Genomic DNA, 15,178 nt, shown 5'->3' on the forward strand with positions numbered 1-15,178 from the left:
CTGGAAATGACCGATGCGATTGCCCGATTTCGAGGCCTGGGCGGTGTTCGCTAAGGTGGTGGAGACCGGCACCTTCGGTCGGGCTGCCACGGAGCTCGGCCTGTCGAAGGCCACGGTCTCGAAGGCGGTGAGCCGGCTCGAGGTCCGGATCGGTGCCCGTCTGTTCAACCGCACGTCCCGGAAACTCGCCCTCACGGCGGCTGGGCAAGGCGCCAAGGACAGCGCCGCACGCATCCTGGCCGAAGGTGAGGCCGCCGAGGCCCTCGCGACGGCGAGCGCCACAGAGCCGCGCGGCCTCGTGCGCCTCGCCGCGCCGATGACCTTCGGGGTGATGCACGTGGCGCCGATTCTGCCGGCCTTCCTGCAGCAATACCCCTCCGTTTCGGTCGACCTGCACCTGTCCGACGCGGTCGTCGACTTGGTCGGGGGCGGATTCGATGCTGGGCTGCGCATCGCCGCCCTGCCCGACTCATCGCTGCGGGCGCGCCGGCTCTGCGGGATCCGCCGCTCGCTGGTGGCCACGCCCGCCTATCTCGACCGGCACGGCAGGCCCGAACATCCGGACGATCTCGTCCATCACACCTGCCTCGGCTACGCCTACCTGCCGACGCCCGATCGCTGGCGATTCGTGGACGGAGCCGGGACCGAGGCCGTCGTGGTGCCCGCGGGCCAGCTTCGGGCGAACAATGCCGAGGCCCTGACACCGGCGCTTCGGGCCGGTCTCGGCCTCGCCCTGCAACCGGACTTCATGATCTGGGAGGACCTCGAGGCCGGGCGCCTCGAACGGGTGCTGCCCGCTTGGTCGCCGCCCCCGATCGCGCTGCATCTCGTCATGCCCCCCGGCGATCCGAGGCCGGCGCGGGTGACGGCGCTGATCGCATACCTGGGGCAGACCCTCGCCCAGTCGCCTTGGGCCGATCCGCACCACCGGCGCGATCCGCCAGAACGATAGGCCGCGCGACGGGGCCGTGCCCCACCCGGTTTCGGTCCTGGTTTTCGCAATCTGGATCAGTGCCGTCCACGTCGGCGTGCGTTATCGGCGAACAGCAGGCGAGTCGCATGATGTCCCTGCCGGCGGAATGACATCGCGGGCGGGGGCCGAGACGTACAACCAAACCGCAGGGGCCCGTAAATTTGCAACCTCAAGTTCGATCAGGACAATCTGGCATTGGACATGCGAGCGTTTCCGCGGCATGACGGTGTCCTGCATAAATGTATACATTCGGCGAGGCGTTGATGTCCCCTGCGGTCCCCGGACGACCGGCGCCAGATCGGCTGCGGCACAAGACCGTGTCCGCGGCCGTCGCGGACTCGTTGCGTCAGCAGATCCTGAACGGGGACCTGCCGCCCGGGGTGCAGCTTCGCCAGGATGCCCTGGCTGAGGAATTCGGGATCAGCCGGATCCCGATCCGCGAAGCTTTGCTCCAGCTGGAAGCCAGTAATCTCGTGAAGATCATGCCGCATCGGGGTGCGGTCGTGACGGGCCTGTCGCTGCAAGAGGTCGAGGACATCTTCCAGCTGCGCGTCCAGCTGGAGCCGCAATTGCTGCTGCTATCGGCCCCTCATCTGTCGCACGACGAGATCCGGGATCTCGACGCGCTCGCGCAGGAGTACGGCGCGGCGCTGGAGACGGGCGAGGTCCTCCGATGGGGCGACCTGAACAGCCGTTTCCATCTCGACCTGCTCCGCCACGCCAATCGCCCGCGGTCGCTGACGATCGTGTCCGGGCTGCTGCAGGATTGCGAACGGCCGACGCGGCTGCAGATCTCGACCTCCAACGACGCGACCCGCGCCCTCAGCGAACATGCGCAGATCCTCGACCTGTGCGAGGCGCGCAGGTTTGAGGAGGCCGCGGCCTGCCTGCGCGGCCATATCGAGCATGTCGGCACTTCCCTCATCGCCCTCTACCGGCGTGCTCTCGCCCGGGCTTGATCGGACCTGGCGAAGCCGTGCGCCCCGGTGCATCCGGCCGACTCAGTCCGGCTTGGACGCCCGACCGCCGATCCGACCCGGCAGACGGGTCAGGCGATCCTTCATCTCGAGCACCTTCTGGACCTTTGCGCCGAGGGTGAGGAGCTGGACGAGGCGCTCTGTTTCGAGGCGGCGCACGTCGGCGTACCAGCCCGCGAACAGCTCGAAGAGGTCATGCATCTCCTTGAGACGCTCCTGGGCGTGCCGCTCCTCCTCGGTGGCGGCGTCCTGCATCAGGAGCTCGCGCAGGAGGGTCAGCGTCGGATCGACTTCCCGCTTCTTGCGCTCCTCGACCAGCGTCCGGACGATCTGCCAGATGTCCTCGGGCGTCGTGAAGTAGTCGCGCCGGTCGCCCGGCCGGTGCTGGAGGCGCACGAGATTCCAGGCCTGCAGTTCCTTCAGGCCCATGCTGACGTTGGAGCGCGACACGCCGAGCCGTTCCACGATCTCGTCGGCGTTGAACGGCCGCTCGGCCACGAACAGCAGGGCGTAGATCTGCCCCACGGTCCGGTTGATGCCCCAGCGCGAGCCCATCTCGCCGAAGTGCAGCACGAAGGTCTGGACGAGGGGAGGCAGCTGCACGGCGAGGGTCCGACGCGGGGAAGGTACGGGGTCGCCCCCGGCTTATCAGGACTTGAGCCAGAACCGGAGAAGCGTCGCCACGAAGGCGAGGCCGACGACGCTCGAGGCCCAGAGCACCGCGAACCAAGCGAGGCGCTTCCAGAGGGGTTGTGCCGATGCGGGTGCCATCAGTGATATCCGTGCGCGTCGACCTTGCCGCGGAAAACCCAGTACGCGTACGCGGTGTAGGATAGGATGATCGGGATCAAAACCGAGGCGCCGGCGAGGAGAAAGATCTGGCTCGCCTCGGGAGCGGCCGCCTGCCAGATCGTGATCCGGCCCGGCACGACGTCGGGGAAGATGCTGATGCCCAGCCCCAGGAAGGTCAGGGCGAACAGGCCCAGCGCAATCAGGAAGGGCGCCCGCTCGGCCCCGCTGCGCAGAGCCCGCCACAGGGCATACGCGGCGAGCGCCACGAGCAGCGGCACCTGCGCGGTGACGAGCACGTTCGGCATCGCCAGCCAGCGCTCGGCGTAGCGGCCCTGGAGGAACGGCGTCACCGCACTGACGAGGGCGATGGCCGCGACCGTCGCCACGGTGAGGCCCAGGGCATAGCGCCGGGCCTGCGCCTGGAGCTGGCCCTCGGTGCGCATCACCAGCCACGTCGCCCCGAGCAGTGCGTAGGCGACGACCACGCTCGCGCCGACGAGGATGCTGAAGGGCGTGAGCCAGTCCCACCAGCCGCCGGCATAGGCCCGCCCCTCGACGGTGATGCCCTGCAGGAGGGCGCCCAGCGTGATGCCCTGGGCCAGGGCCGCCACCAGCGAGCCGCCCGCGAAGGCCACGTCCCAGGCGGCGCGGTGGCGGGGATCGCGCCAGCGGAACTCGAAGGCGACGCCGCGGAAGATCAGGCCGAGCAGCATCGCGATGATCGGCGCGTAGAGCGCCGGCAGGATCACCGCGTAGGCCAGGGGGAAGACGGCGAACAGGCCGCCGCCGCCCAGCACGAGCCAGGTCTCGTTGCCGTCCCAGACCGGGGCGACCGAGTTCATCGCGGTGTCCCGCTCCGCGCCGGGCCGCAGGAGGGGGAACAGGAGGCCGATGCCGAGATCGAAGCCATCCATGACGATGTAGGCGAAGACCGCGAAGGCGATCACGAACGCCCAGACCACCGTGAGGTCGAAGCTGTAGGCCATGGGTTCCTCACTCGGCCGGCTGGAGATGGCGGTCGGGATCGATCGCCGGGGCGGGGGTGAGGCCCGCCGTCCGGATCGGCACGCCGGGCTCGATGCCGCGCTCGCCGGCATGCGGGGGCTTGGCCATCAGGCGGAGGATGTAGGCGGTGCCCATGGCAAAGACCGCGAAGTAGATCACCACGAAGGCGGTGAGCGAGGCCGCCACCGCGGGCGCGTGGAGCGGCGAGGCGGACTGCGCCGTGCGCAGCAGGCCGTAGACCGTGTAGGGCTGGCGCCCGACCTCGGTGGTGATCCAGCCGGCCAGCACCGCCACGAAGCCGGCCGGGCCCATCGCCACCGCGAAGCGGTGCAGCGGCGGCCACGTGTAGAGCGTCCCGCGCCAGCGGGCGAGGAGGCTCAGGGCGCCGAGCAGCAGCATCAGCATCCCGAGACCGACCATGATGCGGAACGACCAGAACACGATCGGCACCGGCGGCCATTCCGCCCGCGGCAGGCTGTCGAGCCCCGTCAGGGGCGCGTTCGGATCGTGCTTCAGCACCAGCGAGGACAGCTTCGGAATCTCGACCGCGTAGCGGACGGTGCCGGTCTTCTGGTCGGGCAGGCCGAACAGGATCAGCGGCGCGCCGTCCGGGTGGCTCTGGTAGTGCCCCTCCATGGCCATGACCTTGGCGGGCTGGTGCTCCAGCGTGTTCAGGCCGTGCGCGTCGCCGGCGAGGATCTGGACCGGCGCCACCAGCGCGGCCATCCACATCGCCATCGAGAACATCGTCCGGGCAGCCGGATTGGACCGGTCGCGCAGGAGGTGCCACGCGCCGACCGCGCCGACCACCAGGGCGGTGGTGAGATAGGCGGCCAGCACCATGTGCACGAGGCGGAACGGGAAGGACGGGTTGAACACGATCGCCCACCAGTCGAGCGGCACGAACTGGCCGTCCGCGTTCGTGCCGTAGCCCGCCGGGGTCTGCATCCAGGAATTCACCGACAGGATCCAGAAGGCCGAGAAGAAGGTCCCGAACGCCACCATCAGCGTCGCGGCGAAGTGCAGCCGCGGCCCGACCTTCGTCATGCCGAAGAGCATCACGCCGAGGAAGCCCGCCTCCAGGAAGAAGGCCGACAGCACCTCGTAGGCCATCATCGGGCCCAGCACCGGGCCGGTCTTGTCCGAGAAGACCGACCAGTTCGTGCCGAACTGGTAGGACATCACCAGCCCCGACACGACGCCCATGGCGAAGGCGATCGCGAAGATCTTAATCCAGTACTTGAACAGGTCCATGAAGACCTGACGCCCGGTGGCGAGCCAAAGCCCTTCCAGCACGGCGAGGAAGCTCGCGAGGCCGATCGAAAAGGCCGGGAACACGATGTGGAAGGCCACCGTGAACCCGAACTGCATGCGGGCGAGGATCAGGGGATCGAGATTGGCGAGCACGTCGGGCCTCCGGCACTGAGCGCGACTCGGCATATAGCAATTTCAGAAATGCCTGAAAAGTCAGAATGCAGAACGGCCGCGCGTCGGGGCGGCCGCGCGCGTCGGCCTCCGGGGCTGATCCGGGCGACGCGCGGGTCTGGACGTCAGCGCTTGAACGCGGCAGGGTCGCGGCCTTCCCCACAGGTCGGGATCCTGCAGGCGCTCCGGTGCATGCCGCGCCACGGCACGCCGCGTCCCGACGCAAGCAGAGCACGCGCCGCCATGGCCGATATCCCCGCATCCGCCGCGCCCGTCGATCTCGCCTCCGCCCTCTCGGCGCGCATCCGCGGCATCGGGACGAGCCAGATCGGGCTGGTGGCGGATCGCGGGCGGGACGACCCGGAGGTCGTGAAGCTCTGGATCGGCGAGGGCGATCTGCCGACCCCGCCCTTCATCGTCGAGGCGGCCCACAAGGCGATGCTCGCCGGGCACACCCGCTACACGACCTCGCTGGGGCTGCCGGCGCTGCGCGCGGCGCTCGGCGCCTATCACGCCCGCCATTGGGACATGGAGATCCCGCCCGACCGGTTCGCCGTCACGGCGGGCGGCATGAACGCGATCATGCAGGCCGCCCAGGTGCTGCTGGAGCCGGGCGACGAGATGATCATCCCGTCCCCGGCCTGGCCGAATCTCGGCGAGGCGGTCCGCATCGCCGGCGGCATCCCGGTGACGGTCCCGTACCGCAGGCTGCCGGACGGACGCTTCGCGCTGCCGCTCGCCGATATCGAGGCGGCGCTCACCCCGCGCACCCGGGTGATCATGGTGAATTCACCCTCCAATCCAACCGGCTGGACCATGCCGCTGCCGGAGATGAAGGCCCTGCGCGACCTCGCCCGGGAGCGCGGCCTCTGGATCCTCTCGGACGAGGTCTACGCGCATTTCACCTACGGCAACCGGATCGCGCCGTCCTTCCTGCAGATCTGCTCGGAGGACGACCGGCTGATCGTCACCAACACCTTCTCGAAGAACTGGGCCATGACCGGCTGGCGCGCCGGCTGGGTGATCTATCCCCGTGGCCTCGCGCCCACCTTCGCCAAGCTCGGACAGTACAGCACCACCTCGATCCCGACCTTCGTCCAGCACGCTTGCATCGCGGCCCTCGAGGAGGGCGACGGCTTCATCCGCACCATGGTCGACCGCTGCGCCGAGGCCCGGGCGATCCTGATGGAGGGCTTGTCCCGTCTCCCGGGCGTCACGGTCGCACCGCCTGACGGGGCCTTCTACCTCATGGCCCGGATGGGCGGCGACGAGCCCAGCCTCGACCTGGCACTGCGCCTGCTGCGGGAGGCCAAGGTCGGGGTGGCGCCGGGGACCGCCTTCGGGCCGGAGGGCGAAGGTCTGGTCCGGATCTGCTTCGCCATCAGCCCGGCCCTGGCGCGAGAGGCGGTACGGCGGCTCTCGGGCGCACTCGGGACCCGCGACCCGGCCGCGTCGGCGCATTGAGCCGGGCGGGTTAGGCGGCCCCGCTCGCCTTGCACGCGCGGCGACGAAGCAGGGCGGTGATACAAGGCGGTGAAGCAGAGACGGTGAAGGCCTACGGGCCTTCCTTGCTCAGGGAGTCGCCTGTCCGAGGCCGCCGCGCCATCTCAGCGCCCCCAGCGCAGGACCAGCGCATCGTTCCGGCGGGCCAGTTCGATCAGCCCGGCGCGCGTGTCGGGGTGCAGCGGCTGGATCGGCAGCCGCGCGGTCTCGTGGGCGATCACCCCGCCCTCGGCCATCAGCGCCTTGCAGGCCAGCAGGCCGCATTGCCGGTTCTCGTAGTTGATCAGCGGCAGCCAGCGCGCGTAGGCGTCCATGGCCTCGTCCCGGCGGCCCGCCGCGTAGGCGTCGGTGATCTGCCGGATCCCGTCCGGATAGGCCCCGCCGGTCATCGCTCCGGTGGCGCCGGCATCGAGGTCGGCCATCAGGGTGATCGCCTCCTCGCCGTCCCAGGGGCCCACCACCGCTTCGCCGCCCAGCGCGATCAACTCGCGGAGCTTGGCTGCAGCCTGCGCGGTCTCGATCTTGAAATAGGCGACGTTGGCGATCTCCCGGGCCATGCGCGCCAGGAACGCGGCCGAGAGCGGCGTCCCCGAAACCGGAGCGTCCTGGATCATGATCGGGATCGAGATCGCGTCCGAGACCGCGCGGAAGAACTCGTAGATGCCGAGGTCCGGCACGCGGATCGTGGCCCCGTGATAGGGCGGCATGATCATCACCATGGCGGCCCCGGCCTCCTGCGCCAGCCGCGAGCGCTCGGCACAGACCTGCGTGGCGAAGTGGGTCGTGGTGACGATCACGGGCACGCGGCCGGCCACGTGCTCCAGCACGGCGTGCATGACGGTCTCCCGCTCCGCGTCGGTGAGGACGAACTGCTCGGAGAAGTTGGCGAGGATGCACAGGCCCTGGCTGCCGGCGTCGATCATGAAGTCGATCGCCCGGCGCTGCCCGTCGAGGTCGAGGGCGCCCGCGGCGTCGAAGACCGTCGGGGCGACCGGGAAGACGCCCCGGTAGGATTGGGCAGGCGAGGTCATGCGCGCTCCTTCCATCGAGAAGGCCGCGTTCCCCGGCGCGTGAATCGGTCCGGATTCGAGACCCGCTTCCTCCTAGCACGGAGCCGGCCTGTCCGCGGCCGCATCATATCCCCGGGACGATGCCCCTGTCGGTAGGCGTCCCGGGTTCCCCTTGATATGGGGAGCGCGGCCTTCCGGAGCGTGGCGCCATGCGGCGGCATGCTCTGACGGTCCATCAAGTCCCGGCCACGCGCTGGCCGCCCGAAACCTTTACTGCGTCCCGCGTCGACAGCTGAGAGCGACCTCGGCGACAGCGGCAGGACCTTCTATCGCGCTGGAGCCAACCACGATGCGCTTTGTCTCGACCCGCCTCGCCCTGGTCCTCGCCGCTGCGGCATGCCTCCTCGGAATGCCCGCGCAGGCGGACGACCTCGACGCGATCCGTGCGGCCAAGACCCTGCGCATCGGGACGGAGGGCACCTACGCGCCGTTCACGTTCCACGACGCCTCCGGGGCGCTCGTCGGCTTCGACGTGGAGATCGGTCGCAAGGTCGCCGAGAAGCTCGGCGTCACGCCGCAATTCCTCGAAGGCAAATGGGACGGCCTGATCGCCGGCCTCGACGGCAAGCGCTACGACGTGGTGATCAACCAAGTCGGCATCACCAAGGAGCGTCAGGCGAAGTTCGACTTCTCCGAGCCCTATATCCGGGCGCGGGCCGTGCTGATCACCCGCACGGACCGGGCGGACATCACGTCCTTCGCCGACCTGAAGGGCAAGAAGGCCGCGCAGAGCCTGAGCAGCAACTTCGCGCGCCTTGCCGAGCAGTCCGGTGCCGAGCTCGTCGGCACGGACGGATTCGATCAGTCGGTTCAGCTCGTGGCCACCGGCCGCGCCGACGCGACCGTCAACGACAGCCTGTCGTTCCTCGACTTCCACAAGCAGAAGCCGAATGCGCCCGTGAAGATCGTCGCCGAGCAGACGGACGCGGACGCATCCGGGATCATCATGCGCAAGGACAACCCCGCGCTGAAGGCTGCCATCGACAAGGCGCTGGAGTCGATCAAGGCCGACGGCAGCTACGCGGCGATCGCCCAGAAGTACTTCGGCGCCGACGTCTCGAAGTAGCCGTCCGGAAGGGGCCCGTCGCGGCGCCCCTGCGGGTCGCCTGCAGGCTCTGCAAGCCTGAAGGCTGCGAGGATCCGGGCGCGCCTCTGAAGGCAGAGCGCATCGGGATCCCTCCCCGAGGGGACGCGGGGATCCGCACATATCCTTCGGCGAAGGCCATGCCCCGAGGCCGAACCTGCGAAACCCGTAACCCTGTCCGACCGAAAGGAAACGTCGCCCTGTGCCGCACTGGCTCGACCTCATGCTCCAGTCGCTGGGGCCGCTGCTCGCGGCCGGCCTCCGCTTCACGGTCCCGCTGACCCTGATCGCCTTCATGCTGGGGCTCGGCCTGGGGCTCGGAACCGCGCTCGTGCGCCTGTTCGCCCCACGCCCGCTGGCGGCCTTGGCCTGGTTCTACGTGTGGATCTTCCGGGGCACGCCGCTCCTCGTGCAGCTCTTCGTGATCTTCTACGGGCTGCCGAGCACCGGCATCCTGATCGACGCCTTCCCTGCGGCCGTGATCGGGTTCACGCTCAATGTCGGCGCCTACACGTCCGAGATCATCCGCGCCGCCATCGCCTCCATTCCGAGGGGACAATGGGAGGCGGCCTACGCCACCGGCATGACGCCCGCTCAAGCCCTGCGGCGCACGATCCTGCCTCAGGCAGCGCGGGTGGCGGTGCCGTCGCTCGCCAACTCCTTCATCGCGCTGGTCAAGGACACCTCGCTCGCGGCCGCGATCACCGTGCCGGAACTGTTCCAGGCCGCCCAGCGCATCGTGGCCGTCACCTACGAGCCGCTGATCCTCTACATCGAAGTGGCGCTGATCTACCTCGTCCTGTCCACGTGCCTGTCCTGGCTCCAGACGCTCTTGGAGCGGCGGCTCGGGCGATACGGCGGATATCTGGAGGCGCGCGCATGATCGCCCTGTCGGCCATCGAGAAGAGTTTTGGCGGGAACGCGGTCCTGCGGGGCATCGATCTCGCAGTGCCCGAGGGCCGCGTCACGGCGCTGATCGGCCCGTCCGGCTCGGGCAAGTCGACGCTCCTGCGCTGCGTCAACCTGCTGGAGATGCCGCGGTCCGGTACGCTCGACCTCGGCGATATCCGACTCACCTTCCGACCGGACCGGCCGCCGACCCGGCGGGAGATGCTCGCGGTGCGCCGCCAGACCGGCATGGTGTTCCAGAATTTCCAGCTCTTTCCCCATCGCACCGTCATCGAGAACATCACGGAGGGGCTCGTCACCGTCGCCAAGTGGCCGCAGGCCAGGGCGCGGGCGCGGGCGCTGGAGTTGCTGGAGCGCGTCGGCCTCGCCCACAAGGCGGGGGACTGGCCTGCCAACCTGTCAGGCGGCCAGCAGCAGCGGGTCGCCATCGCCCGGGCGCTCGCCCCCTCCCCGCGCCTGCTCCTCTGCGACGAGCCGACCTCGGCCCTCGACCCGGAACTCGCAGCCGAGGTGGTGGACGTGCTGGCCAGCCTCGCGGGGGAGGGCATGACCATGCTGATGGCAACCCACGACCTGCGCCTCGCGCGGCGCGTCGCCGACACGGTGGTGTTCCTGGAGGGCGGCACGATCGTCGAGCGGGGACCGGCGCCGGACCTGTTCGCCCACCCGAAGGATCCGCGCACCCGCCGCTTCATCCGGACTCTGCTCGGTGAAGCCGCGGAGGAGGCGTGAAGGGCGATCCGGCCTGGATCAGATCGTCCAGCCGCCGTCGATCATGACGGCTTGGCCGGTCGTGTAGGTCGCGCCCGCCAGGTAAACGGCGAGGTCGGCGATCTCCTCGGCGGTACCCAGCCGCCCGATCGGCTGCCGCGCGATGAAGGCCGCGCGGGTCTGCGCGTAGTCGCCCTGCGCGCGGATGCGCTCTTGGAGCGACGGGCTCTCCACCGTGCCGGGGCAGATCGCGTTGCAGCGGATGTTGTGGCCGACATAGTCGGCCGCCACCGCCTTGGTCAGGCCGATCACCGCCGCCTTCGTCAACCCGTAGGCGAAGCGGTTGGGCACGCCCTTCACCGAGGAGGCAACCGACGCCATGTTGACGATGGCGCCGTCGCGGCGCTCCAGCATCCCGGGCAGAACCGCCCGGATCGTACGGATCATCGCCTTGACGTTGAGATCGAGGGCGAAGTCGAGGTCGTCGTCGCGCATCTCCAGGATGGTGCCGGCATGCACGATGCCGGCGCAGTTGAACAGGACGTCGACCACGCCGATCCGCGCGACCAGGGTGCTGACGGCGCCCGCATCGAGAACGTCGAGGATCGCGGTGCTGAGACCGTCGGCGCGCAGCCCGGCGAGGGCATCCGCGTTGATGTCGGTGGCGTGGACCCGAGCCCCGGCTTGGGCGAAGGCGAGCGCGCTCGCCCGCCCGATCCCCTGCCCCGCCGCCGTGATCAGGACCGTCTTCCCGGACAGATCTGCCATTGTTCGCTCCCAGCAGGCTGCACTTCGCCGCGTCGGCTCCTGGACCGGGATACGCCGGCCAGATCCGGGCATCCGGGCTGAGTGCCCCCCAGCGTTGTAGGTTCCGGATGGGCGGGGCTCCAGGCCCGATCGCCCCGTCCATCCGACCCGACGCCGCCGCCCGGAGCGACGCAATCAACCGACCGCGCGGGATGACCGGCACGGCGGCGGATCTCTGGATGCCCGTCCGGCGTTCTCACGACGAAACTTTTTCGTGGAGGATCGCCGTGGGGCTTGCCGCCTTCGTCTTCTTCGTCGTGCCCTGGATGGCCGTGGCGATCTGGCTCTCGCTGCGTCCGTCCGGCGCCCGCCTGGGCGCCCCGGCTGCTCCCTGGCGTCCGCTGACGGATTATCCGCCGCCGACGCGGGACCAGCAGGACAGCGCAGAGACGCAGAGCCTGGATTCGGGTGCGGCGCATGACGGCAAGCACGCACCGATCCAGGCCGTGTAGGGCCCGCTGAGGCGGCGGATGGTGGAGGTGGAGATTTCCACCTCCCGGCCAACAAGCGCCACATCATCCCATCCGCCGCGACCGCCCTGCGCCTCGATCCGTTCGGACCCTGGGCTGCACCAAGGGGGGGCAGCGGCGACGCGCGTCTGGATCGGTCCGGACGGTCCGGCACTCGGACGGGCCTGCCATGCGCCGACACGATCCTCAGGATCGTGAGCGCACTTCGACGCGCCGTCCTGGCTCCTGTGAGGAGGTCGGGCGCGCCGGCCGCGGCGGGGGCGTGGTCCGCCGGCCTGCGGCGATCCATCCCGGAAATCCGTTGCGCTTCCGCGGTTGCACAGGTTCGTGGGCGCGACGTTGCGCGGCCGAGGGAGAGACCGGGACTTGCCCGAAGCCACCTATCCGCCCCTCGACGTCCTCAAGCCGGTGGCCGATGGCGTCTGGATCGTCGACAGCGGGCCGCTCCGCGTCCTCGGCATCCCCCTCCCGGTCCGCATGACCGTCGTCCGCCTAGGCGACGGCGGACTCTGGCTGCACTCACCGACACGGTTCGATCCGCACCTGTACCGCGAGATCGCCGCATTGGGGCCGATCCGGCATCTGGTCGCCCCCAACATCGCCCACTGGACCTTCCTGAAGGCGTGGCAGGCGCATTGTCCGGAGGCGCTGACCTGGGCGGCTCCGAATCTCCGCCAGCGTCGCCCGGTCCGCCGCGCCGGCCTCCGCATCGACCGGGTTCTCGGGGACGATGCCCCCTCCGATTGGGCGGCCGATTTGCGCCAGATCGTCGTGCCGGGCGGCTTAGGGTTCCGGGAGGTCGCGTTCGTCCACGGGGCGAGCCGGACGCTGATCCTGACCGATCTCGTCCTCAACCTGGAACCGGAGAAGATGCCGGCGCTCCTGCGTCCGTTCCTGCGCCTCGCCCGCATGACGCGACCGCACGGCCAGCCGCCACCCTACCTGCGCCTCGTGATCAAACTCCGCCGGCACGACGCCGCGAGAGCAGCGAGCGACCTTCTCACCTTGGCTCCCGAGCGGGTCATCTTCGCACACGGCCTCTGGTTCGCCGGGGACGGCGCAGCGCGCCTCAGACACGCGCTCCGCTGGCTCGCGAAAGGCCTCTGAGGGCGGGCGGTATCGGGATTACGCCGCAGCGATCAGCCGCCGCATGATCCAGGCCCGGGCGGCCGCGAGATCCGCGAAGAGCGGCGGACAAGCCGGTGCGAGCGGGCCGAATCCGGCCTCCAGGAACCACTTTCCGGTGTCCTCGCCGTGCTGCGCCGAGAGGCGGACCAACACCGCGACCAGAAATCCGTCGGCGAAGACGAGCTGGCTCTCGGTATCGTCGCTGCTGGTCGCGACCTGCACGGCCTGCAGGCTCAGGATCATTCGGCCATCGACTTCAAGGCGAAGACTTCGGCCGGATCAGTCCATCGCACGTTGGCAACGGGCGCAGATCTCCGTACCGATCCCTCTGGTCAATCGACCCTTCGCGCCGAAGTTCCGACGTCGATAGGGTCCGGCCGGCAGCCGCCCCCCGCGATGGCGCAGTCGGGGATCGCCCGCCCCGCGAAGCAGGCGTGCAGATGGATGACGGCCCGCGCGCCGATTCGGTCCGGGCTCGGCCCGGCGGACGCCTTCGCGCGGGGCACCGACGATGCGTCGACCAGGAGAAGGGCGGTCGTTCAGGGCTCTTCCGGCGGGTCAGCCGCGACGGTGACGGCCCCCTCGATCGAGCGGGCGAGTTCGGTCAGCACCTCCTCCACCATCGGCGGCCAGGGTGCCTTCTCCTCGTCCATGAGGCGGGCAGCGCCGACCAGGGCGGCGATCTGCGCCTCATAGACGGGACGGCCGACGAGCTGCGCGTAGCGCACCCGCGCCGCAAGCGCCGTGGCGAGGCGCTGGACCTCCGCGATCTTCACGCTCGGCGCGCCGCTGCCGTCGCTCATCCGTCCATCCCTCCGGATCCTCGCCGATCCTCATAGGCCATGGGCGGGATACAGTCAGGACCGGCTACCAAGCCTGGAGGATCCAGCCGCAGGCGAGGGCGACGACGACGCCGGCCAGCAACGCCAGGGCGATGTCCCACAGCGGAGCGGTGAACGCTCCCGGCTCCGAGACGAAGCGTGTCAGACTCTCGGGCAGGACCGGTGCCGGCGGCCCGCGCCGCCAGCGCAGGCCAGTGCGGATGCGGCGCATGCGCAGATCCCCCGACCCTCTCAGGCGGTCTCGGCCAGGCGGCCGGCGGCGGCCTGCGCCTTCCGCGCCCCGCCCTTGGTGCGGACGAATTCGCCGAGCGGCTTGCAGGCCGGAAGGCCGATCACCTCCGCGGGCCGCATCCCGGCCGGCGGCACCGGATCGCACCGGGTCAGGGTGCCGGCGGCCTCCGCGGTCCCGGCGGATCCGCCATCCGCGCTCGGCAGGTCGACGCGATGCCCGATCAGGTACGCTTCGAGGTCGATCAGGCGGTGGCGCAGGCGCCAGATGTCGTTCTCGACGCCGTTGATCTGGACCAGCAGGTCGGAGACGGTACCCTGGCGCGCCGCGATGGCCGACAGCACGGCGGCCCGCTCGTTCAGCAGAACGGCTTTGACGGTCGGGTTCATGACGCACGCCTCCGAATGTTACTGCGCCACGATCCGCCAATTCCGCCTGCGAAATACCTCTCAAAATTGATTAGCCATTACGCCCGAAGGTTAACCGCGGAATTCGACGGCATCGCCGCGAAACGGCGCCTCCGAATGCACCACATGCCGGCGCGGGCGCGTCGCGGGCGCGGGAACTTCATGAACGGACAAGCGTCGGTTTCTCGCAGACCGACGCACGCAGTTCCGGGAGCTTCACATGCGCAGATCCGCAACCCTCGCCATGGCCGCCACCCTGAGCCTGGCTTCAGCCACCGCCTGGGCCGACCCCGTCGGCAGGACGGGAACCGGGGGCGGCCCCGATACGACCGCCAAGGCGCCCCACACCGCCGCGACCGGCCAGACGGTGCCCAACCCCGGCGCCCTCGGCCCGAGCGAGACCGGCAGCATCGAGCGGCGGGATGCCATCGAGGAGCGCAACGACGCGATCACGCGCGGAATCTGCATCGGCTGCAGCCGCTGAGACCGCAGGCCGTCCGGCCCCATCGCGCCCGGCCAGGCGGGCCATCTGCAGGGCGCCCCCAAGGGTATGACGAACCGTCATGGCCGGGGCGCCCTGTTCCGGGCGGGGGTTGAAGCCGCGGCCGCCGCGGCCCAAATCATCGGCCCTCACCCACCATGAACAGGAGTCGAAGCGTGGCGAACGAGTCTGTCGAACAGGCGACAGAGAAGACCTATTTCGGATTGACCCTCGCGCAGCATGCGGAGCGGATCCGAAAGCTCGCGACCGAGCGCGGTCTCACCGGCGATGTCTTCGACCGCGTGACCGCGAAGGCCGTCGCGATGATCCCGACCGTCAAGGTGAACGACGCCGCCCAGCGGTGA

The 15,178-nt window shown here is 69.9% G+C and carries 20 protein-coding genes; 10 read left to right on the forward strand and 10 right to left on the reverse strand.

The features are described from left to right. Nucleotides 1-13 precede the first annotated feature (13 nt). Nucleotides 14-952 carry a LysR family transcriptional regulator gene (locus tag GGQ91_RS02915; RefSeq protein WP_182591299.1) on the forward strand — a complete coding sequence of 313 codons (939 nt, stop codon included), beginning with the start codon at nt 14-16 and terminating at the stop codon, nt 950-952. 284 nt (nt 953-1,236) lie between these two features. Further along, a complete protein-coding gene (locus GGQ91_RS02920; RefSeq protein WP_043346988.1) occupies nt 1,237-1,932 on the forward strand; it encodes a GntR family transcriptional regulator in 696 nt (231 codons plus the stop codon). Between the two features lie 42 nt (nt 1,933-1,974). On the opposite strand, the gene GGQ91_RS02925 is transcribed toward GGQ91_RS02920, so the two are convergent. From GGQ91_RS02925 to GGQ91_RS02940, 4 genes are read right to left on the reverse strand one after another with little or no spacing between them, the layout of a single operon-like run. Then, a complete protein-coding gene (locus GGQ91_RS02925) occupies nt 1,975-2,553 on the reverse strand; it encodes a GbsR/MarR family transcriptional regulator (protein WP_075381225.1) in 579 nt (192 codons plus the stop codon). 45 nt (nt 2,554-2,598) lie between these two features. Beyond that, complete coding sequence (locus tag GGQ91_RS02930) at nt 2,599-2,721, reverse strand: DUF2474 family protein (protein WP_043346965.1); 123 nt, start codon at nt 2,719-2,721, stop codon at nt 2,599-2,601. Next, nucleotides 2,721-3,728, reverse strand: coding sequence for a cytochrome d ubiquinol oxidase subunit II (cydB, locus tag GGQ91_RS02935; protein ID WP_043388977.1), 1,008 nt, complete (start codon nt 3,726-3,728; stop codon nt 2,721-2,723). Before cydB ends, GGQ91_RS02930 begins: the two co-directional genes overlap by 1 nt. A 7-nt stretch (nt 3,729-3,735) precedes the next feature. Beyond that, on the reverse strand, nt 3,736-5,154 hold the full coding sequence (locus GGQ91_RS02940; protein ID WP_182591300.1) for a cytochrome ubiquinol oxidase subunit I: 1,419 nt from the start codon (nt 5,152-5,154) through the stop codon (nt 3,736-3,738). Between the two features lie 261 nt (nt 5,155-5,415). Here GGQ91_RS02940 and GGQ91_RS02945 point away from each other — a divergent pair, with 261 nt between their 5' ends. Further along, nucleotides 5,416-6,636 (forward strand): pyridoxal phosphate-dependent aminotransferase, encoded by a 1,221-nt coding sequence (locus GGQ91_RS02945; RefSeq protein ID WP_182591301.1) that lies wholly within the window; start codon nt 5,416-5,418, stop codon nt 6,634-6,636. A gap of 143 nt (nt 6,637-6,779) precedes the next feature. Here GGQ91_RS02945 and GGQ91_RS02950 read toward each other — a convergent pair whose 3' ends face one another. Then, entirely contained in the window at nt 6,780-7,706 is a 927-nt protein-coding gene (locus GGQ91_RS02950; RefSeq protein ID WP_043357464.1) for a dihydrodipicolinate synthase family protein, read from the reverse strand. Between the two features lie 388 nt (nt 7,707-8,094). Between GGQ91_RS02950 and GGQ91_RS02955 the strand changes: the two genes are divergently transcribed. From GGQ91_RS02955 to GGQ91_RS02965, 3 genes are all read left to right on the forward strand, one after another. Beyond that, nucleotides 8,095-8,811: an amino acid ABC transporter substrate-binding protein gene (locus GGQ91_RS02955; protein WP_403090817.1), complete on the forward strand. Its 717-nt coding sequence runs from the start codon at nt 8,095-8,097 to the stop codon at nt 8,809-8,811. 220 nt (nt 8,812-9,031) lie between these two features. Then, nucleotides 9,032-9,712, forward strand: coding sequence for an amino acid ABC transporter permease (locus tag GGQ91_RS02960; protein WP_043760078.1), 681 nt, complete (start codon nt 9,032-9,034; stop codon nt 9,710-9,712). Next, nucleotides 9,709-10,470: an amino acid ABC transporter ATP-binding protein gene (locus GGQ91_RS02965; protein ID WP_043760076.1), complete on the forward strand. Its 762-nt coding sequence runs from the start codon at nt 9,709-9,711 to the stop codon at nt 10,468-10,470. Before GGQ91_RS02960 ends, GGQ91_RS02965 begins: the two co-directional genes overlap by 4 nt. Before the next feature lie 18 nt (nt 10,471-10,488). Here the strand turns inward: GGQ91_RS02965 and GGQ91_RS02970 are convergent, their stop codons facing one another. Beyond that, nucleotides 10,489-11,217 carry an SDR family oxidoreductase gene (locus GGQ91_RS02970; RefSeq protein WP_043388993.1) on the reverse strand — a complete coding sequence of 243 codons (729 nt, stop codon included), beginning with the start codon at nt 11,215-11,217 and terminating at the stop codon, nt 10,489-10,491. 266 nt (nt 11,218-11,483) lie between these two features. Here GGQ91_RS02970 and GGQ91_RS02975 point away from each other — a divergent pair, with 266 nt between their 5' ends. Both GGQ91_RS02975 and GGQ91_RS02980 read left to right on the forward strand, forming a co-directional pair. Beyond that, nucleotides 11,484-11,708: a hypothetical protein gene (locus tag GGQ91_RS02975; protein WP_075382059.1), complete on the forward strand. Its 225-nt coding sequence runs from the start codon at nt 11,484-11,486 to the stop codon at nt 11,706-11,708. Between the two features lie 384 nt (nt 11,709-12,092). Beyond that, nucleotides 12,093-12,833, forward strand: a complete 741-nt coding sequence (locus tag GGQ91_RS02980) for a DUF4336 domain-containing protein (protein ID WP_182591303.1) — start codon at nt 12,093-12,095, stop codon at nt 12,831-12,833. A gap of 18 nt (nt 12,834-12,851) precedes the next feature. Here the strand turns inward: GGQ91_RS02980 and GGQ91_RS02985 are convergent, their stop codons facing one another. The 4 genes from GGQ91_RS02985 to GGQ91_RS03000 all read right to left on the reverse strand — a co-directional run bounded on the left by GGQ91_RS02985 (nt 12,852) and on the right by GGQ91_RS03000 (nt 14,314). Continuing rightward, nucleotides 12,852-13,097: a hypothetical protein gene (locus GGQ91_RS02985; protein ID WP_043357477.1), complete on the reverse strand. Its 246-nt coding sequence runs from the start codon at nt 13,095-13,097 to the stop codon at nt 12,852-12,854. 296 nt (nt 13,098-13,393) lie between these two features. After that, nucleotides 13,394-13,657: a hypothetical protein gene (locus tag GGQ91_RS02990; protein WP_043357480.1), complete on the reverse strand. Its 264-nt coding sequence runs from the start codon at nt 13,655-13,657 to the stop codon at nt 13,394-13,396. A 64-nt stretch (nt 13,658-13,721) separates the two neighbouring features. Further along, nucleotides 13,722-13,907, reverse strand: coding sequence for a hypothetical protein (locus GGQ91_RS02995; protein WP_043357482.1), 186 nt, complete (start codon nt 13,905-13,907; stop codon nt 13,722-13,724). A 20-nt stretch (nt 13,908-13,927) separates the two neighbouring features. Further along, nucleotides 13,928-14,314, reverse strand: a complete 387-nt coding sequence (locus tag GGQ91_RS03000; protein WP_043357484.1) for a hypothetical protein — start codon at nt 14,312-14,314, stop codon at nt 13,928-13,930. A 238-nt stretch (nt 14,315-14,552) separates the two neighbouring features. Between GGQ91_RS03000 and GGQ91_RS03005 the strand changes: the two genes are divergently transcribed. Beyond that, entirely contained in the window at nt 14,553-14,816 is a 264-nt protein-coding gene (locus GGQ91_RS03005) for a hypothetical protein (protein WP_043389003.1), read from the forward strand. Nucleotides 14,817-14,989: 173 nt separating this feature from the next. Then, the gene (locus tag GGQ91_RS03010) at nt 14,990-15,178 is read left to right on the forward strand and encodes a hypothetical protein (RefSeq protein ID WP_043357488.1); all 189 of its coding nucleotides are present in this window, start codon (nt 14,990-14,992) and stop codon (nt 15,176-15,178) included.

The organism is Methylobacterium fujisawaense (assembly GCF_014138435.1).
Taxonomy (GTDB): Bacteria; Pseudomonadota; Alphaproteobacteria; order Rhizobiales; family Beijerinckiaceae; genus Methylobacterium; species Methylobacterium fujisawaense.